Here is a 19,954-nt window from a genome sequence, read left to right as displayed (position 1 = left end):
CAGGCGCCAGCATCGGATGATTGCGCCAACGTTGGTGCGGTTCTCCACTGTCAGACAGCAAAGCCGCTGTCCGATCACCGCTTGAGGCGGGAGGTCGGAGGCGGCTTTTTTCGTGTCTGCGGCACATGGGAGCAGTGCGGATGAAGGTCGCGGAACTGTTGCACGAAGGCTTCGGCTGGATCGGAGGCGGTGCGGACATCGATTTCGGTCCGAAGCGCAAGAAGTCGGACTTCTGGAGTAGCGGCCACACGCCGACGCTGATCGCCGCCTTTTTATACTTCGACCTTGCCTTCATGGTTTGGGTGTTGCTGGGGCCGCTCGCCCCCCAGATCGCGGCCGACCTGGGACTCAGCCCGGCGCAGAAGGGGCTGATGGTTGCGACGCCCACCCTTGCCGGCGCCATGCTGCGGTTGGTCGTCGGTCTGCTCGCCGACCGGACCGGGCCCAAGCGGACCGGCGTCATCGGCCAGCTGATCGTGATCGCAGGGCTGTTCGCCGGCTGGTCGCTCGGCGTCCACAGTTTCGCCGGGACCCTCGCATTGGGGATCATCCTCGGTTTCGCAGGTGCAAGCTTCGCCGTCGCACTCCCGCTCGCCAGCCGCTGGTACCCACCCGAGCATCAGGGCAAGGCGATGGGCATCGCCGGAATGGGCAATTCGGGCACCGTTCTCGCCGCCTTGTTCGCGCCTGCACTAGCCATCACGTTCGGCTGGAATGCGGTGCTCGGTCTCGCCTGCATCCCGCTGACGCTCGTGCTCGTCGTCTTCATCGTGCTGGCGAAAGACGCGCCCGACCAGCCAGCGCCCCGGCCGCTCAGCGCGTATCTGGAGCCGCTGCGCACGGCCGATGCCTGGTGGTTCATGCTCTTCTATGGTGTGACCTTTGGCGGCTTTTCCGGGCTCGCCTCCTCGCTCACCATCTATTTCTCGGACGCGTTCGCGCTGAGCCCCGTCACCGCGGGCCATTGCACGGCGGCTTGCGTGTTCGCGGGATCGCTCGTCCGGCCGCTCGGCGGTGCACTCGCGGATCGGATCGGGGGCGTGGCCACGTTGACTGCAGTCTATGCCGTCGCCGCCTTCGCGCTGCTGGGCGTCAGCACGTCTCCTGCCAATCTTGGTGCCGCACTGGGACTTTTCGTGGTCGCAATGCTGGCCCTTGGAACGGGAAACGGTGCCGTGTTCCAGCTCGTGCCGCAGCGGTTCGGCAAGGAGATCGGCATCCTCACCGGACTGGTGGGCATGGCAGGCGGCGTTGGTGGTTTCTATCTCGCCTCCTCGCTCGGGTTCGCGCGGCAAGTGACCGGCGGGTTCGGCCCCGGCTTCCTGGTCTTCGCCATGCTGACGCTCGTCGCACTGGCCGGGCTGACCTTCGTCAAGGCCCGGTGGCGCGTCCGTTGGGCTGCCGCTGCCGGCGTGCGGATCTAGTGCCCGCGCCGCTCTCCCACGTTCGATCCAAGCTGTGAGGCTGCATCCATGACGCACCACATCAAGCGCCCGCACCTCGTCGTGATCGGCAACGGCATGGCCGGCTGCCGTGCGATCGAGGAACTGCTCGCCCGCGATCCCGACCGCTACCGTGTCACCATCTTCGGCGCCGAGCCGCATGTGAACTATAATCGCATCATGCTCTCCCCCCTGCTGGCGGGCGAGAAGACGTTCGACGACATCGTGATCAACGGACCCGACTGGTACCGCGACAACGGCATCGAGCTGGTGGCGGGCGATCCGGTGACGGCGATCGATCGCGCGGCAAAGACCGTGACCTCGCGCAGCGGCCGCACCGTGCAGTACGACAAGCTGCTGATCGCAACCGGCTCCGACCCCTTTATCATCCCCGTTCCCGGCAAGGACCTGCCCGGGGTGGTCAGCTTCCGCGACATGAACGACGTGGACGCGATGCTCGCGGCGGCCCAGCGCGGCGGCGAGGCGGTGGTGATCGGCGGCGGCCTGCTCGGTCTGGAAGCAGCGCACGGGCTCTCCTTGCGTGGCATGAAGGTGACCGTACTCCACCTGATGCCCACGCTGATGGAGCGGCAGCTTGACGAAGCGGCAAGCTGGCTCCTCCGGTCGGCGCTCGAAGCGCGCGGACAGACCATCCTGACCGGCGCGGACACTGCCGAGATCGTCGGCGGGGACACCGTCGAGGGCGTGCGGCTCAAGGACGGGCGCTTGATCCCGGCGAGTCTGGTGGTGATGGCGGTCGGCATCCGGCCGAGCACCACGCTCGCGCGGGCCGCCGGGCTCGAGGTCGCGCGTGGCATCAAGGTCGATGACCATCTGGTGACCAGCGACCCCGACATCCTGGCGGTCGGGGAGTGCGTCGAACACGACGGGCAGGTCTATGGCCTCGTCGCGCCGCTGTGGGACATGTGTCGCGCCCTCGCCGATGGGCTGACCGAGCGACCCACAGGCTACAAGGGTTCGGTCACGTCGACCAAGCTTAAGGTATCGGGCATCGACGTGTTCTCCGCGGGCGACTTCTCCGGCGGCAATGGTGCCGAGGACATCGTGCTGCGCGACGCCAGCCGCGGAGTCTACAAGCGCGTGGTGGTCCGGAACGACCGCATCATAGGCGCGGTGCTGTATGGCGATACCGCGGATGGCAGCTGGTATTTCGACCTGCTCAAGAAGCAGGACGAGATTTCCGAACTGCGCGACCTCCTGATTTTCGGCCAGATCTATGCCCAGGGAGGGGGGCAAGCGGACCCTAAGGCGGCCGTTGCGGCGCTCTCGGACGATGCCGAGATCTGCGGCTGCAACGGCGTCAGCAAGGGCCAGGTGGTGGCCTGCATCGCCGACGGTGCCGCGAGCATCGACGCGGTGCGCGCCGGCTGCAAGGCGTCGGCGAGTTGCGGGTCGTGTACCGGTATCGTCGAAAACCTGCTGGCACTGACGCTCGGCGATGACGTCCAGACCGGTGCCAAGACGATGTGCGAGTGCACCAGCTTCGGCCATGATGATGTCCGCCGCGAGATCGTCGCGCAGGGAATGCGCTCGATCCCGGAGGTGATGCAGAAGCTGCATTGGAGCACCCCCGACGGCTGTTCCTCCTGCCGGCCTGCGCTGAACTATTATCTGCTCTGCGCGTGGCCGGGCGAATATCAGGATGACCAACAGAGCCGCTTCGTCAACGAACGCATGCACGCCAACATCCAGAAGGACGGCACCTACTCGGTCGTGCCGCGCATGTGGGGCGGGCTTACCAACCCACGCGAACTCCGCGCGATCGCGGATGTGGTCGAGAAATATGACGCACCCATGGTTAAGGTGACGGGAGGGCAGCGGCTCGACATCTTTGGGATCAAGAAAGAGGATCTGCCCGCCGTCTGGGCCGATCTCAACGCCGCCGGGATGGTCTCCGGCCATGCCTATGGCAAGTCGCTGCGCACGGTGAAGACCTGTGTCGGCTCCGAATGGTGCCGCTTCGGCACGCAGGATTCGACCGGGCTCGGCGTGAAGCTCGAGCGGATGAGCTGGGGCTCATGGATGCCGCACAAGTTCAAGATCGCGGTCTCGGGATGTCCCCGCAATTGCGCCGAGGCGACGATCAAGGACTTTGGCGTGGTGTGTGTCGATAGCGGCTATGAGCTGCATGTCGGCGGCAATGGCGGGATCAAGGTGCGCGCCACCGACCTGCTGTGCAAGGTCGCCACCGAGGCGGAGGCGATGGCGTATTGCGCCGCGTTTATCCAGCTGTACCGCGAGGAGGCGCGGTATCTGGAACGCACCGCCCCGTGGCTGGAACGCGTCGGGCTCGATTACCTCAAGGCACGCATCGTGGAAGATGCGCAGGGCCGCGAAGCGCTGACCGCGCGCTTCCTGCATTCGCAGCGCTTCAGCCAGGAGGATCCTTGGGCAGAGCGCGTCGCCGGGCAGGAGCGCGCGCAGCATGCCCACATGGCGGCGTTCACCCCCGTTCGTGAGGAGGAAATCGCATGATCGGCGAATGGCTCGACATCGGCTGGCTCGACGAGATCCCGCCGCGAGGCGCGCGCACCGTGCCGGTGGAGGGCGGCGAGGAGATCGCCGTGTTCCGCACCGGCGACAACCGCGTGTTCGCGCTGGTCAATCGCTGTCCGCACAAGGGGGGACCGCTCGCACAGGGCATTGTCCACGGCCACAGCGTCGCCTGCCCACTGCACAACTGGAACATCGCGCTGGCAAGCGGCGAGGCCGAGGGACCAGACAAGGGCTGCACGCCGACGATCCCGGTGAAGGTGGATGCCGGACGCGTGCTGATCTGCCGTGCCGGCGTGATGCAGGCCGCCGCCTGATGCCGGAACCGGTCCGTACCACCTGCGCCTATTGCGGGGTCGGCTGCGGGATCGTGGCGACGCGCACCGGCGAGCGCTCGGTGTCGATCCAAGGCGACCCGGACCACCCGGCCAACCGCGGCAAGCTCTGTTCGAAGGGCACCCATCTCGGTGAGACGGTGGGTCTCGAAGGCCGGCTTCTCCACCCGATGATCGGCAGGGGCCGCGCCAGCTGGGACAAGGCGCTGGACCTGGTGGCTCATCGCTTCGCCAAGACGATCGCGGAGCACGGGCCCGACAGCGTCGCCTTCTACGTCTCCGGACAATTGCTGACCGAGGACTATTACGTCGCCAACAAGCTGATGAAGGGCTTCATCGGTTCGGCGAACATCGACACCAACTCCCGACTCTGCATGTCGAGCGCGGTCACCGGGCACCTCCGGGCCTTCGGCGAGGACGTGGTGCCCGCCAGCTACGACGACATCGATGTCGCCGACCTGATCGTCCTGATCGGCTCCAACACCGCATGGTGCCATCCAATCGTCTATCAACGAATCCGTGCGCGCTGGGACGCGGGTGCGAAGCTCGTCGTCATCGATCCCCGCCGTACCGAAACGGCAGAAGGCGCCGACCTGCATCTTGCCATCCGCCCCGGCAGTGACGTCGCGCTGATGAACGGCCTGCTGATGCACTGCCGGGAAGCGGGGCTGATCGACCGCGCCTATCTCGCGCGAAGCGTCTCGGAGCCGGAAGGATTTTGGGAAACGGTCGGCGCGGGAAGCGACCTCTGGTCGGTGGGCCGCACCTGCGACGTGCCCGCCGCCGACCTCCTGCGCTTCTACGAGATGTTCGCGGCCAACCCGCGCACCGTCACGCTCTTCAGCCAGGGGATCAATCAGTCGCTGCGCGGAACCGATCAGGTCAACGCGATCCTCAATCTCCACCTCGCCACCGGCCGCATCGGCAAGCCGGGCGCGGCGCCTTTCTCGATTACCGGCCAGCCGAACGCGATGGGCGGCCGCGAAGTAGGCGGGCTGGCGTCGACGCTGGCCGCGCACATGGATTTCGCGCCTGAGAACCGCGCCCGCGTCCAGCGCTTCTGGGGGGCACCCACCATTGCGGCCAAGCCGGGGTTGAAGGCCGTCGACCTTTTCCGCGCCGTCGGCGAGGGACGTATCAAGGCATTGTGGATCATGGCGACGAACCCGGCGGTGTCGATGCCCGACGCCGCAACGGTGCGCGAGGCGCTGGCGCGATGCCCGTTCGTCGTCATCAGCGACGTGATTGCCGAGACGGACAGCACGGCCTTCGCCCATGTCCGCCTGCCCGCCACCGGCTGGGGCGAGAAGGACGGCACCGTCACCAATTCGGAACGCCGCATCAGCCGCCAACGCCCGATCTTCGAGGCTCCCGGCGAAGCGCGGCCGGATTGGTGGATCGTCAAGGAGGTTGGCCGCCGCATGGGCTGGGCCAGCGAGTTCGCCTATGCACGCCCCGCCGACATTTTCCGCGAGCATGCGCGGCTCTCGACCTATCAGAACCAGAGCACTCGGCTGTTCGACCTGGGGGAACACGTTGCCATCGGCAATGCCGACTATGACGCGATGGAGCCGTTCCGCTGGGGCGGCGAGGCCTTCGCGAACGGCCGCTTCCCCACGCCGGAAGGGCGGGCGCGCCTGATCCCGCTCGAGCAGATGTCCTTGCCGAAGCCGCTGGCGAGGTGGCCGCTCACCCTCAACACCGGGCGCTATCGCGACCAGTGGCACACGATGACTCGTACCGGGCTCAGCCCGCGCCTGGCGCGGCATCGGGAGGAGCCGATGGTCGAGGTGCACCCCGAGGACGCCGATGCGTACGGGCTAGCCGATGGCGGCCTCGCACGCGTATCCACGCCGCAGGGCGAAAGCCTGTTCCGCGTCGTGCTTTCCACGGGCCAACGTCGGGGCGAGATCTTCACCCCGATTCACTGGACCGACCGCAATTCCATAGGCGGCCGCACCGGGCTATTGCCACGCCCCCTGGTCGATCCGCATTCGGGCCAGCCGGGCTTCAAGTCGACGCCCGCAGTGGTGGCGGCGGTACCCACCGCCTGGCGCGGCTTCCTGATCGCTGCCGAGCCGGTTGCCCCACCCGAATGCCTCTGGGCTACCCGCATCACTGTGCCCGGCGGATTGTTGTACGAGCTGGCCGGCGGCGAGGACGCACAGGGCGTCGAGCGCGTGCTGCCCCGCGGCGACCGGATCGAGAGCCTAGATCGCGCACGCGGCACTCGGCGAGTGGCAGTACTACGGGAAGGACGGTTGGTGGCCGCGCTGTTTCTGACGGAGCGAGGGCTACTGCCCAGACGCGACTGGCTGATCCAGCAGCTGGGCGCCGTCGCCGCCGGACCATCGCTGCTGGCGGGCATCGCACCGGGTGTGCAGGAGGATCGGGGACCCATCGTCTGCCTCTGCTTCGATGTCGCGCTCAACACCATCGTCACAGCGATCGCCAGCCAGAACCTCACCACGGTCGAGGCTGTCGGCGCTGCGCTATCGGCCGGGACCAATTGCGGATCGTGCCGACCGGCGATTTGCCGGATCGTCGAGGAAAGCAAGAGTGCCGCCAATGGATGATACGATCCTTCCCGGCGAGGTCTGGCTGGTAGGCGCAGGCCCGGGCGACCCCGAATTGCTCACGCGCAAGGCGGAAAGGCTGCTGCGCTCGGCCAGCGTCGTCTACTACGATGCCCTCGTGGGGCCCGGCATACGGGACCTGATCCCCGGAGGCGTGCGGCAGGTTCCCGTCGGTAAGCGGTCCGGACGCCATTCAAAGGACCAAGGTGCAATCAACGCCCTGCTGGTCCAGGCCGCGCTCGCCGGCGAGCGGGTCGTGCGACTGAAAGGCGGCGACCCGTCGATGTTCGGCCGTTCGACCGAAGAAGTCGCGGCCCTCGCAGCGGTCGGCGTCCCCGCGCGCATCTGTCCCGGCATCACCGCCGCCAGCGCCGCCGCGGCTTCCGCCGGCGTGTCCCTCTCCGTCCGCGGCGTCGCACGTCGCGTCCAGTTCGTGACCGCGCACGTGCGGGCAGGCGAGCCGCTTGCCCTGGATTGGACCACGCTCGCCGATTCCGGTAGCACCACCGCCTTCTACATGGGGCGCGGCGCTGCCGGCGAGATCAGCCGGCGCCTGATCGCAGAGGGGCTTGCCGGTGCGACCCCGGTGCTGATCGCGTGCGACATCAGCCTCGCGAGTGAGCGCCTGCTCCACACGCGCCTCGATCTGCTGCCCATCGCGGCGGGTGCCATCACGGACGAGAAGCCCACGCTCATCCTGGTCGGGGAAGCAGTTTCGGCCGGGAACGCCGCAGCCGCGATACCGGCTTCAGTCCGGGACAGTGCGAGTTGTTCGCAGAACCCTGCCGGCGCTGGCGCTGACCAGGACGTCCAGTTCCCCGCGACCAGTTCGGTCAAGGCGGCCACCTAGCTCCCGCCGCGCAGGTGGAGCGCGAGGAATTCGACGAACGCGCGAACCCGCGCCGGCGTGCTCGCGCCGCCGACGAAGACGGCGTGGATCTGCTCGACGTCGCCAGGGTTGAACGCCTCCAGCAGCGGGACGAGCTCGCCCCTCGCGATCTCCTCGGTCACGCTGAACGATCCCACACGGGCAATGCCGACGCCAAGCGCCGCCAATTGCCCCAGAGTCTCGCCGTTGTTTGCTTCGATCCTTCCCTTCACGGCGAGGGTGAAATCCTGGCCGGCACGACGGAACGGCCAAACCGGCTCGGCACGCCGGAAGTTGAAGTTGAGGCAGTTGTGCCGGTGAAGATCCTCCGGCACCTCAGGTGTGCCGCACCTCTCCAGATACTCCGGCGATGCGACGATCACCCGCCGGGTCTCGCCAAGCTTGCGAGCCGTGAGCGTGCTGTCGGGCAGGGGTCCGAAGCGGACGGCCACGTCCGCTTGACCGCCGGCGATGTCGACCAGCGTGTCCGTCAGCGCGATGTCGACGAGGATGTCGGGATACCGGGCGCTGAACCTCCCGAGCAGCGGCACCACGCAGAGCCGCCCGTGCGAGAGCGCGGCGCTGACCCGCAGACGCCCACGCGGACTCCCCTGGTCGGCGATCTGCTGCTCGGCATCGTCGAGGTCGGCGAGGATGCGGCGGGCCGCCAGCAGATAGGCCTGCCCCTCTGCCGTCAGCGACAAGGCGCGGGTCGACCGTAGCAGCAGTCGCACGCCTAGCCGCTGCTCGATCCGGTCGACGGCACGCGCCACGGCGGACGGGCTCATGTCCAGCGTCCGCGCGGCAGACGAGAAGCTTCCTGCCTCTACCACCGTCGCGAACAGCGCCAGCGCGCGTGCCCTGTCCGTCCCCGCCAGCTTTGCGTCCAATGCAAAGATCCTCCGCGTCGGGAGGCGCTACTCCAGCACCCCAGCCCCGTCCATCTATGCGTTCAACTAGCAACACAAGGATCGATGATGGAATATCGGCAACTCGGCACTTCCGGGCTTCGCGTGCCTGCGCTCAGCTTCGGCACCGGCACCTTCGGCGGCAAGGGCCCGCTCTTCAGCGCCTGGGGACAAAGCGACGCCGCTGAAGCGCGCCGGCTGATCGACCTGTGCCTGGAGGCCGGTGTGACGCTGTTCGACACCGCCGACGTGTATTCGAGCGGCGCGTCCGAGGAGATATTGGGGCAGGCGATCCAGGGAAAACGCGATGCGGTGCTGATCTCTACCAAGACCGGCCTGCCGATGGGCGACGGACCGCAGGACTGGGGCGCATCGCGGACCCGGCTGGTCCGGGCGGTCGAGGAGTCGCTGCGCCGCCTCGGCACCGACCACATCGACCTCCTGCAACTTCACGCCTTCGACGCATCGACCCCCACCGAAGAAGTCATGGGCACCCTTGCGACGCTGATCGCTGCGGGCAAGGTACGCTATGCGGGCGTCTCCAACTATCCGGGTTGGCAGCTGATGAAGGCGCAGGGGCTGGCCGATCGCCACGGCTGGCCACGCCTTGTTGCCCATCAGGTCTATTACTCGCTCATCGGCCGCGCCTATGAGGCGGACCTGATGCCGCTTGCGGCGGATCAAGGTGTGGGCGCACTGGTGTGGAGTCCGCTAGGCTGGGGGCGGCTGACCGGAAAAATCGGCCGCAACCGCCCGGCACCGGCGAGCAGCCGCCTCCATGAAACCGAGCAGTTCGCGCCGCCGGTCGAGACCGAGCATCTGTACCGGGTCATCGATGCCCTCGAGGCAATAGCTGCCGAAACCGGTAAGACCGTGCCGCAGATCGCGATCAACTGGCTGCTGCGACGTCCCACCGTCTCCTCCGTCATCATCGGCGCGCGTAACGAGGAGCAACTGCGTCAGAATCTCGGCGCGGTCGGCTGGACGTTGACGCCCGAGCAGGTCGCCGCCCTCGACGCCGCAAGCGACCTACTGCCGCCCTATCCCCATGCCCCCTATCGTCAGCAGGAGGGTTTTGCCCGCCTTGCCCCGGCACTGGTCTGAGGGGGACGACCATGAAGCTCAACCTTGGCCTCCTCTCGTTGGCGATCGGTGCGTTCGGCATCGGCGTGACCGAGTTCGCACCCATGGGGCTACTCCCGGTCATCGCCGAAGACCTCAACGCCTCCATTCCGGCCGCCGGGCTGCTCATCAGCGCCTATGCGCTGGGCGTGGTGCTCGGCGCCCCGCTGATGACACTGACCACAGGGCGTGTTCCCCGACGCGCGCTGCTGATCGGGCTGGCCGGCATCTTCACGGTCGGCAATCTGCTGGCCGCGATATCCGACACCTATTGGATGCTGCTGGCGGCCCGCGTGCTCACCTCGTTCAATCACGGCGCGTTCTTTGGTGTCGGGTCGGTCGTGGCAGCAAGCCTTGTGGCACCCGAGCGCCGCGCAAGTGCGGTGGCGGAAATGTTCATGGGATTGACCATCGCGAACGTCGTGGGCGTACCGCTTGCGACCTGGGCGGGCGAGCACCTGGGCTGGCGCACCTCCTTCTGGGGCATCGCCGCGCTGGGCGTTGCGACCATGGTGGCGCTGCGGCTGACCCTGCCGCCCCTCCCCGCCCCGCATTCCGGCAGCGCGATGGCCGAACTGCGCGTGCTGACGCGAGGGCCGGTGCTGGGCGCGCTCGCGCTGACGGTGATCGGATCGAGCGCGATGTTCACCGTCTTCACCTATATCGCGCCGATCCTGCGCTTTGCGGACCGGTCGGTCGATCGGACGCTGGTCATCACCCTCGCCGCGCTGTCGGCGATACTCGTCGCCTTCGCCGCCTTGATGTCCCATGCCGGTCCGACCGCGGTGCTCATCTTCCTTTGGGGCTTGGCGAGCTTCGCGCTGGTGCCGCCGCTACAGGTGCGGGTGATGCGCGCCGCTGCCGACGCGCCGAACCTTGCCTCCGCGGTCAACATTGGCGCGTTCAACCTCGGCAACGCATTCGGGGCGGCGCTGGGTGGCGGCGTCATCGCGGCCGGGCTGGGCTACCCGCTGGTGTCGCTCGCAGGAGCGGCAACCTCCGCAATCGGGCTGATCGCGCTGCTGATCAACGGCCGCAGCCACGGAAGCGCACGCAAACTGCCGCAGGAAAGGACGGCGTAGCCCGGAGCCACCGATCTGCCCCCTGATCGGCCGTCAAGCACGTGCGTCATGGCACCGTAACAACTTCTCTCCAACGGGGCTCCCGAGACGGGTGGAGAAAGCTTTGCGGCCGGCAGCGGTGGTTCATCGATCGCTGCCGACGCACGGGTACGAAGCAGAAAGAAATTGGTGCCGCATTTTGGGAGAGGCGGCGCATCGGCAGGTGAAACATCGCCGAGCACCATGACGATCGACATGAATTGCCTGCGATTTCTCCGGACGTCGGGGAACGCAGGCGTTTGCTGCGGACCAGCGGCAGCCCTCCACCCGGACAACTATGAAAAAGGGGGGCAAGGTGCTTCAGAAATACGTTCGCTTTGAAAGGACTGCACGTCTTCTGGTCGGGTCAGCGGCCGCTGCCTTGTTGTCCGTCCCAGCTTCTGCCCAGACGGCTCCGGGTGCGGATGCAGGCGACGAGGAAGCTGGTCAGGAAATCACCGTCACCGGCTACAGCCGCAGCCTTGAGGAAGCGATCGACATCAAGCGCAACACGATCGGCTTTTCGGATTCGATCGTCGCGACCGACATCGCCGATTTCCCGGAGCAGAACCTGTCCGAAGCGCTGCAGCGCGTTCCTGGTGTCACGATTGAACGCGAACGGGGCCTCGGCACTCGCGTGAACGTCCGCGGCCTGCCGACCGAGTTCACCTTCGTGTCGATCAACAAGCTGGCGACCGCATCGGGCTCCGGCGGGCGCGACGTCGAGTTCGACATTTTCGCCTCCGAACTGATTCAGTCGGTGACGGTGCAGAAGTCGCCGACCGCAGCCGATGAGGAAGGCGGCATCGCCGGATCCGTCTACATCCGCACCGCGCGGCCGTTCGACAATCCCGGCCTTCGCCTCGTCGGCAGCGCCGAGGGCGCGTACAACTCGATCTCCGAGAAGATCGATCCGAACTTCTCGTTCCTGGCGAGCAACACCTTTGGCGACTTCGGCGTGCTGGTGTCGGTCGCCAAGCAGCAGCGCAGCAACCGCACCGACTCGAACTCGGGCATCAACTTCCGCCCGATCTCGCGCTGGACCGACAAGGCCGGCGCCAATCGCGATCAGGCGATCGCCGTGCTCGCGCGCGACGCCGGCGTGACCTTCACCGACGACATGAAGAACCGGATCGTGTTCCTCGATAAGGTCGGGGACCGCGTCTATCAGAACGATCAGGACCGGCTGGGGCTATCGGGTTCGATCCAGTATCAGCCCAGCGACCAGTTCAACCTCGTCTTCGACGCCTTTGCGGGCTCGTACGACACCGTCGAAGACGAATATGACGCTGCCGGCTATTCGGCATCCAGCAACTCGACGCTGGACACGATCCACGAGTTCGACGCGACCACGCTGGCCGACGATGGCATCATCGTGCTGCGCGACGTGTCCTACACCAACACCCAGCATGAGTTCCTGAGCAAGGAATACCGAAACAGCACCGACTATCGCCAGTTCGGCGGCGAGATGAACTGGCAGACCGGCGACTGGAAAATCAATGCGCTGGGCGGCTACTCGGGCGCCAAGAAGGTCCTCGACTACGCCAACCTCAAGCATGTCGCCTATGCGCCGTCGCGCACCCGCTATACCGAGACCGGCGGCGAGACGATCCCGAGCGCCGATCCCGACACAATCGACATGTACAACGCGCCGGAGAGCTATCTGTTCGAGGCGTATGAGACGACGCGCGAGCGGATCAAGGACGACAAATATGCGGCCCAGCTCGACATCAGCCGCGAGTTCCAGACCCCGTTCCTGAAGCGCTTCAACGTCGGTGCCCGCTACACCAACAAGACGAACGAGCGCGACTATGGCGAGGAGAAGATCCAGGGGCCGACGCGCGGCAGCACGGCCTATGTGAACAAGCGCACGCTGGCCGACAGCCCGCTGGAATCGGTGACGGAGATCGTCGGGGGCAAGGGATATCAGGCGCGCGACCTGGACTGGGCCCAGGTCTCCAACGAATATGCCCGCGCGTTCTTCCGGCCGGACGGCTTCGTCACGCCGTTCGACGACGGCCAGTATTACAAGGTCCGCGAAGAGACGATCGCCGGCTATGCGATGGCCGATTTCGAGTTCGAGCTGGCGGTGCCGGTGTTCGTCAACCTGGGCGGCCGCTACCTGAAGACCACGGTGAAGTCGGAAGGCTTCCACCAGGTGCAGAACGCGGACGGTTCGACCGGCTACACCGACGCGCCCGTGTCGAGCGAGGGCAGCTATGGAAAATTCCTGCCCGCGATCAACGCGCATGCCGAGCTGACCGACAGCCTGATCCTGCGCGCGGCCGCGTCGCAGACGCTGATCCGCCCGGCGCTGACCGATCTCGCGTACAAGCGGACCGCAAGCTGGAACAGCTTCCGCTTCACCGACGGCAACCCGGATCTGCAGCCGACCTATGCCGACCAGTGGGAAGTCGGCATCGAGAAGTATCTCGGGAGCGGGGGCATCCTGGCGGCGTCCTATTTCTGGAAGAAGATCAAGGGCGTCGTCCAGAGCGAGCTGACCGGCGTGGTCGAGGGCGTCACCAAGTACAACGCCAACGGCACGATCGACGGCGTGTACGACTTCGACGTCTATCAGCCGGTCAACGCCGAGGGTTCGTACAAGGTGAGCGGCGTCGAGCTGAACGCGGTGATTCCGTTCGGCATGTTCGTCGACTGGGCAGAGGGGTTCGGCGTCAACGCCAATGTCACCTTCCTGGACAGCTCGCTGACCGGCCAATCGGATCTCGACATCGCGACCTCGCCAATCGGTCTTGCCGACAACACGTACAATGCCACCGTGTTCTACGAGCGCGGACCGGTGTCGCTGCGCGTCTCGTACAATCACAAGGGCGCCTATGTGGAGCGCATCGAGCGCAACATGTATCCGGTGTACCGCGACGCCTACGGCCAGTTCGATGCGTCGGCCAGCTACCAGCTGACCCCGAACTTCCGCCTGGAGTTGCAGGGCATCAACATCGGCAACGCCAAGACCACCGGCTACACCATGGATCCCTCCTTCCCGACCACCTACGAGTTCTCGGGAAGCCGCATCAGCCTGGGCGTGCGCGCGCAGTTCTGATCGCTACGCTCCCTCGTCGCGGCGCGGCGGGGGAGCGGCCATGCCTGCTCAGTTTCTTCCCCGGAGTACCCCCATCATGAAAACGCGCATCGTCGCCGCAGCGCTCGCTGCCCTCGCCAGCCAATCCGCCGTCGCCCAGGACGCAGCACCCGATCTGTCGCGCGCGGCGCGCGGGGACGTGCGTGAGCCCGGGGGTGCGCGGCGGCTGCAGGGCGACATGCGCGAGACCTATGCGAAGCTCCGCGCCGACGGCGTGGTGCGCAACGTCATCCTGCTGATCGGCGACGGCATGGGCGATTCCGAGATCACGGTCGCGCGCAACTATGCCGAAGGAGCTGGCGGCTATTTCAAGGGCATCGATGCCCTGCCCTTCACCGGCCAGTACACGCATTATTCGCTCGATCGGAAGACGGGCAAGCCGAACTACGTCACCGACAGCGCCGCGTCCGCCACCGCCTGGGCATCGGGGGTAAAGAGCTACAATGGCGCGATCGGGGTCGACATCCACGGCAAGCCCCACCAGACGCTGATCGAGCGCGCCAAGGCGGCAGGCTATGCCACCGGCGACGTTTCCACCGCGGCGATCCAGGACGCCACGCCGGGCGCACAGATCGCGCACGTCCTCCAGCGCAACTGCTTCGCCCCGGCGGAAACCAGCAAGAGCTGCCCGCAGAACGCACTGGAGAAGGGCGGCGCGGGCTCGATCACCGAGCAGCTGCTCGACACGCGCGCCGACCTGGTGCTGGGCGGCGGCGCCGAAAGCTTCGAGGAGGCGGCAAAGGCCGGCAAGTGGAAGGGCAAGACGCTCTTCCAGCAGGCGCAGGCCCGCGGGTTCCGCGTGGTGCGCACCGCGGCCGAGCTGGACGCAGTCACCCGGGCCGACGACAAGCAGCCGCTGATCGGCCTGTTCGCGCCGGGCAACATGCCGGTGCGCTGGACCGGACCCAAGGCCAGCTTCCACGGCAACCTCGGCAAGCCGGCGGTCACCTGCCAGCCGAATGCCGCGCGCACCGCAACCACCCCGACGCTGGCGGCGATGACGCAAAAGGCAATCGCGCTGCTCAAGGACAAGCCCAAGGGCTTCTTCCTGCAGATCGAGGGCGCGTCGATCGACAAGGAAGATCATGCCGCCAACCCCTGCGGTCAGATCGGCGAAACCGTCGACCTGGACGAGGCGGTGCAGGTCGCGCTGGAGTTCGCCAAGGCCGACGGCCACACGCTGGTGATCGTTACCGCCGACCATGCTCACACCAGCCAGATCGTCGGCAACGGCACGCGTGCGCCGGGCCTCACCGCCGCGCTCAACACGCGCGAAGGTGGCGTGATGACGGTCAACTACGGCACTGCCGAGGAAGGCTCCCAGGGGCATACCGGCACCCAGCTGCGCATCGCTGCCTATGGCCCGCGCGCGGTGAACGTGAGCGGCCTGCTCGACCAGACCGACCTCCACTACATCATCCGCGACGCGTTAGGCTTGCGGTAAGGCTTCTCTGCCGGCCGGCGTGTCGCCGGTCGGCAGCGGAGGACGCTGCTCCCGCGCGGCAGCACGCGGGTTCACCCAGACCGAACGATCCTTTGCCCCCCTGCCCTCAGGTGCTGGGCACATTTCCGCACGCGCATCGTTGTCGCTTCAGCAGCAGACCGGGCCACAATGGCACGCGCCTGGCTACGTCGCAGGACCGACTTCAACGAAAAGGGCAGTTCCGGGTGCGTGAAGTTGAATTGAAGCTCGACCTGACCGGGGCCGCCGCAGATGCTTTGGAAGCAGCCGGTATCCTGCCCCAGACCCCCAAGATCCGCCAGATGCGCGCCGTCTATCACGACACGCCCGAGCAGGACCTTGCGCAAGCCGGAGCCTCCTTACGGATCCGCGCGGCAGGAGACGAGCGCATCCAGACCGTCAAAGCGGACGGTGCGGGAAACACGGGCCTGTTCGCACGATCCGAATGGGAGACGCCGGTCGACGGGGACGCGCCGATCCTGGACGACTCCTCGCCGGTGAAGGCGTTGCTCGGAGACCGAATCCAGGCGATCACGCCCCAGTTCGAGGTCCATGTCGAACGCCGCGCCTGGGTCGTCACTCAAGACGACGCCGAGATCGAGGTCGTGCTCGATCGTGGCGAGGTCCTCGGGGAGGATCGCCGGGATGCGATCTGCGAACTGGAGCTGGAGCTGAAGGAGGGCGCGCCCGCCGCGCTGTTCGCTCTGGCCAGGAAGATCGACGACATCGTTCCCGTCCGGCTGGGCGTCCTCACCAAGGCGGAGCGCGGCTACCGTCTGGCGGAGCCCGCGCGCTCGGTCTTCAAGGCCGAGCCGGTCGCGCTGGATGCGGGGATGACCGCCGCGCAGGCTTTTCAGCATATTGCCCAGGCATGCCTGCGGCAGTTCCGGCTGAACGAGGCTGTCCTCCTCGCGGATCCCACTCCGGAAGCGCTGCACCAGGCACGTGTCGCGCTGCGTCGCCTCCGGTCTGCCTTCTCGATCTTCAAGCCACTGTTCTCCGCCGACTCCAGCGCCGACCCATTCCGTGAGGACTTGCGTTGGCTAGCGGGCGAACTGGGACATGCACGGGACCTGGACGTGCTCCTCGGCCGCGCCCCCGCGGGAGCGTTGCACGAGCGAATTCGAACGGCGCGCGAAGAGGCCTATGCCCATGTGGATGCTGCGCTCTGCTCAGGGCGCGTGCGCCGGCTCATGCTGGATCTGACGCAATGGCTCACCGATGGCCCCTGGCTGCTGGCCGCCAGCACGCAGGACCGTCGCAACGAACCGGTACGGGATTTCGCGGCCACGGCGCTGGAGCGCTTCCGGAAAGCGGTGAAGAAGCAGGGCCGCCATCTCGCGAAGATGGACGATGAAACCCGGCATGAGCTCCGCAAGAGTGCCAAGAAGCTGCGGTATGCGAGCGAGTTCTTCTCGGCCCTGTTTGAAGCGAGGCGCCGCCGCTATCAGAACTTCGTCGGTGCGCTGGAGGAGCTGCAGGACCAGCTTGGCGCCCTGAACGACCTCGCTACCGCCCCGGAGGTGATCTCAAGGCTGGGGATCGGAGACGATCCCGAAGCCGACGCTCTCCTGGGAAAGGGGAAGAGAAAGGCGCTGATCGGGGCCGCCGCAGAGGCATATGATGCGCTCGTGGATGCGAAACGCTTCTGGCTATAGGCAAGGAAAGCCGAGCGTTGCTTGCGTGACCTGAGAGGTCCTCGGCATTGCACGGCCGCCGGCACATCGCAGCCGGACCTTTCTCGGCCGTCACAGCGACTTTGCGCGTTCAGGTGCCTCTTCAACGCCGCAGGAACGTAACTTTGGCGTAACAACCACGCCCTCCCCGCGCAACAATTCGCTCCCACAGGCACCTCGCCGACGCTGCCGCGCCGGAGGGGGAGATCTACGAGATGTCGCTACGCCAACGCCCGCTTCGGGCCACGCTGCCCTTTACCCTGCTTGCGCTCGGGTTGATCGAGCCCGCCCTTGCGCAAACCACCGCCGGGGAGACCGAGCCGGCCGCGACCGAAGCGGAGCCGGAGGAAATCGTCGTGACCGGCTCCTATGCGCGCAGCCTGGCCGCAGCCACGGAAACGAAGCGGCAGGCATCCTATGGCGTGGACTCGATCAACTCGACCGAGATCGGCAAATTCCCTGCTCAGAACGTTGCGGAGGCACTGCAACTGGTCTCCGGCGTCGCCATCACCCGCCCGCGCGGAGAAGGGCTGTACGTCACGGTGCGTGGCTTGGGACCGCAATTCCAGAACACGCTGCTGAACGGCCGCTCGATCGCGATCAACGACCTGATCGAGAATGGCGGCGCCAACGGCCGTCAGTTCCGGTTCGAGATGCTGCCGGCCGAACTCGTCGCTCAGATCGACGTAGTGAAGACCCCGACCGCCGACATGACGGAAGGCGCGCTGGGCGGAAACATCGACGTGAAGACCTTCCACCCGCTGGATATCGGAACCAAGACCACGCTCAACCTGCGGGGCACCTACACGACGCTGGCGGAGAAGGTGAAGCCGAACGCCACCGGTCTCACCAGCTTCACCACCGCCGACGAGACACTCGGTGTCCTGATCGGCGGGCAATATTGGGGCAAGGAGGTCCGCAACGACCGCTGGTACCAGGCCGGCTGGAACCTCGACAAGTTCGTCGCAGACCTTGGCAGGGGCTATTACACCCCGACCCGAACCCGTCCGACCGTCGAGACCGAAGAGCGCAAGCGCCTCTCCGGCATCGTCTCGGCTCAATGGCGGCCCACAGCCGAACTGGAGACGACGCTGGACGTGCTCGCGACCCGGCTCGACGTCGCCTATGACGAATATGGCCTCGACATCTACCCGGACGATCCGGGCACCTCGATCGTGCCGGGTTCGGTCAAACTCGATGGCAAAACCGTAGTCGGGGCGACGATCAACAACGTACGCTTCATGGCCTCGCGCGAGTACAGCCTCAACCGTCACGACCTGATCACCGTCGGCCTCAAGCAGAACTGGCGGCCCGAGGGCTGGGACATCTCCGGCAACGTCAACTGGTCGTACGCCCACAGCTTCCACCCGAGCTATGCCGAAGGCACGGTGCGCAGCCGCGCGATGTTCCTCGCCCCGCTCACCTACGATGCGTCGGGCGGATACAAGGTGATCCCGACCTTCACTACGCCCGTCGATGTCACCGACCCTGCGAACTACGTCCTCTATCCGTTCAACATCGCGCCCAAGAACAGCAAGGATTGGGACACCTACGCCCGCCTGGACGTGGGTCGCGAGATGAGCGGCTTCCTGACGAAGATTGCGGCCGGCGGTGAATATCATTGGCGCAAGCGCGACTATCGACGCCGCGACTTCAACGTGACGCCGGCAGCAGGAACCCCGCTGACGAGCCTGCCGAACGGCTACGAAGCGATGCCCTTTGACAACTTCCTGCGCGGCGTGTCGGGCAACGCCCCACGCCATTGGGTCGTGCCGATCACCAGCGCCTTCTACGACGCCTTCTTCACCGATGCGGTGGCGAACGCTCCCCTCACCCCGGCCGACCAGCGCGCCTCCTATGTCGTTACGGAAGAGACGGCGAGCGGCTATGTGCGCGCCGATTACGGCTTTGTACTGGGCGGGATCGACGTCACCGGCAACCTGGGCGTGCGATACGTGCATACCGACCAGGTGGCGAGCGGCACGCTCACCATCGGCACCGCTCCGACGCCGGCAAGCTTCCCGCAGACCTTCAACAACTGGCTGCCGAGCTTCAACCTGCGCGCGGAACTCAGCCCGACCCTGGTGGGGCGTCTTGCGGCCAGTCGCGTGCTGACCCGGCCGAACGTCACCCAAAGCGCCCCGCAGATCAGCGTCTCCACCGACGCACCGACTGCGAGCGGCGGCAACCCGGAACTGCAGCCGTTCCTCGCGACCCAGTTCGACGGCTCGCTGGAATGGTATTTCAGCCGCAAGGGCTCGCTCACCGGTGCGCTGTTCTACAAGGCGATGGACGATTACATCACCGCCCAGAACATCAACGTCGAGATCCCGGGACGCGGCACGGTGCTGCTGAGCACCCAGGTCAACGGCGGCGATGCCAAGGTCTATGGATTGGAAGCGGCCTACAACCAGGTGTTCGACTTCCTGCCCGCGCCGTTCGACGGCCTGGGGGTACAGGCCTCCTACACCCACACCTCCGTCGAGGCGAACTACACCGCCGGCGCCCGGCCGATCGAGGATCAGCTGATCGGTCTTTCCAAGAACAGCTTCAACATCGTCGGCTTCTATGACTACGGTCCCTTCTCCGCGCGCCTGTCTTACGTGTGGCGGGACAAGTATCTCGCGGGCACGGGCAGCACGACCCAGGCTCCCACTTATGTCGATGCATTTGGATCGTTGGACGGAAACCTTTCGTTCCGACTGAGCGAAAAGACGATGCTGAGCCTGGAAGCGATCAACATCGCTGGCGCGAAACAGTACAGCTACAATGACGATGAACTTCGTTATGGTGAGATCAACTATTGGGGTCGCACCATCTTGTTCGGCGTGCGGACGGAGTTCTGAGG

At 66.3% G+C, this 19,954-nt stretch carries 12 protein-coding genes; 11 read left to right on the top strand and 1 reads right to left on the bottom strand.

Features of this window, described 5'->3' with window-relative positions; translation table 11 throughout:
- Positions 1-140 precede the first annotated feature (140 nt).
- Genes ABDZ92_RS12725 through cobA form a run of 5 tightly spaced genes read left to right on the top strand, consistent with a single transcriptional unit; the run spans position 141 to position 7,717 of the window.
- On the top strand, positions 141-1,424 hold the full coding sequence (locus ABDZ92_RS12725) for a nitrate/nitrite transporter (RefSeq protein WP_125961172.1): 1,284 nt from the start codon (positions 141-143) through the stop codon (positions 1,422-1,424).
- Positions 1,425-1,472: 48 nt separating this feature from the next.
- Entirely contained in the window at positions 1,473-3,938 is a 2,466-nt protein-coding gene (nirB, locus tag ABDZ92_RS12720) for a nitrite reductase large subunit NirB (protein ID WP_125961173.1), read from the top strand.
- On the top strand, positions 3,935-4,273 hold the full coding sequence (gene nirD, locus ABDZ92_RS12715; RefSeq protein WP_206432213.1) for a nitrite reductase small subunit NirD: 339 nt from the start codon (positions 3,935-3,937) through the stop codon (positions 4,271-4,273). Before nirB ends, nirD begins: the two co-directional genes overlap by 4 nt.
- Positions 4,273-6,867: a nitrate reductase gene (locus ABDZ92_RS12710; protein ID WP_125961174.1), complete on the top strand. Its 2,595-nt coding sequence runs from the start codon at positions 4,273-4,275 to the stop codon at positions 6,865-6,867. Before nirD ends, ABDZ92_RS12710 begins: the two co-directional genes overlap by 1 nt.
- Entirely contained in the window at positions 6,860-7,717 is an 858-nt protein-coding gene (gene cobA, locus ABDZ92_RS12705) for a uroporphyrinogen-III C-methyltransferase (RefSeq protein ID WP_272695573.1), read from the top strand. Before ABDZ92_RS12710 ends, cobA begins: the two co-directional genes overlap by 8 nt.
- Here the strand turns inward: cobA and ABDZ92_RS12700 are convergent.
- Positions 7,714-8,625, bottom strand: coding sequence for a LysR family transcriptional regulator (locus ABDZ92_RS12700; protein WP_125961177.1), 912 nt, complete (start codon positions 8,623-8,625; stop codon positions 7,714-7,716). The genes cobA and ABDZ92_RS12700 overlap by 4 nt on opposite strands.
- A gap of 87 nt (positions 8,626-8,712) precedes the next feature.
- Between ABDZ92_RS12700 and ABDZ92_RS12695 the strand changes: the two genes are divergently transcribed.
- The 6 genes from ABDZ92_RS12695 to ABDZ92_RS12670 all read left to right on the top strand — a co-directional run bounded on the left by ABDZ92_RS12695 (position 8,713) and on the right by ABDZ92_RS12670 (position 19,952).
- Positions 8,713-9,747, top strand: coding sequence for an aldo/keto reductase (locus ABDZ92_RS12695; protein ID WP_125961178.1), 1,035 nt, complete (start codon positions 8,713-8,715; stop codon positions 9,745-9,747).
- An 11-nt stretch (positions 9,748-9,758) separates the two neighbouring features.
- Entirely contained in the window at positions 9,759-10,847 is a 1,089-nt protein-coding gene (locus ABDZ92_RS12690) for an MFS transporter (protein WP_343763160.1), read from the top strand.
- A gap of 403 nt (positions 10,848-11,250) precedes the next feature.
- On the top strand, positions 11,251-13,929 hold the full coding sequence (locus ABDZ92_RS12685; RefSeq protein ID WP_241211875.1) for a TonB-dependent receptor: 2,679 nt from the start codon (positions 11,251-11,253) through the stop codon (positions 13,927-13,929).
- 76 nt (positions 13,930-14,005) lie between these two features.
- Entirely contained in the window at positions 14,006-15,412 is a 1,407-nt protein-coding gene (gene phoA / locus ABDZ92_RS12680) for an alkaline phosphatase (RefSeq protein WP_125961184.1), read from the top strand.
- A 239-nt stretch (positions 15,413-15,651) separates the two neighbouring features.
- Positions 15,652-17,088, top strand: a complete 1,437-nt coding sequence (locus ABDZ92_RS12675; RefSeq protein WP_241211876.1) for a CYTH and CHAD domain-containing protein — start codon at positions 15,652-15,654, stop codon at positions 17,086-17,088.
- Positions 17,089-17,321: 233 nt separating this feature from the next.
- Entirely contained in the window at positions 17,322-19,952 is a 2,631-nt protein-coding gene (locus ABDZ92_RS12670) for a TonB-dependent receptor (protein WP_125961186.1), read from the top strand.
- Positions 19,953-19,954 lie beyond the last annotated feature (2 nt).

This window comes from Sphingomonas molluscorum (genome assembly GCF_039522995.1).
In the GTDB taxonomy this organism is placed as follows: domain Bacteria; phylum Pseudomonadota; class Alphaproteobacteria; order Sphingomonadales; family Sphingomonadaceae; genus Sphingomonas; species Sphingomonas molluscorum.
Note: the sequence above shows the minus strand (reverse complement) of the source record. Positions and strands in the feature narration are given on the sequence as shown.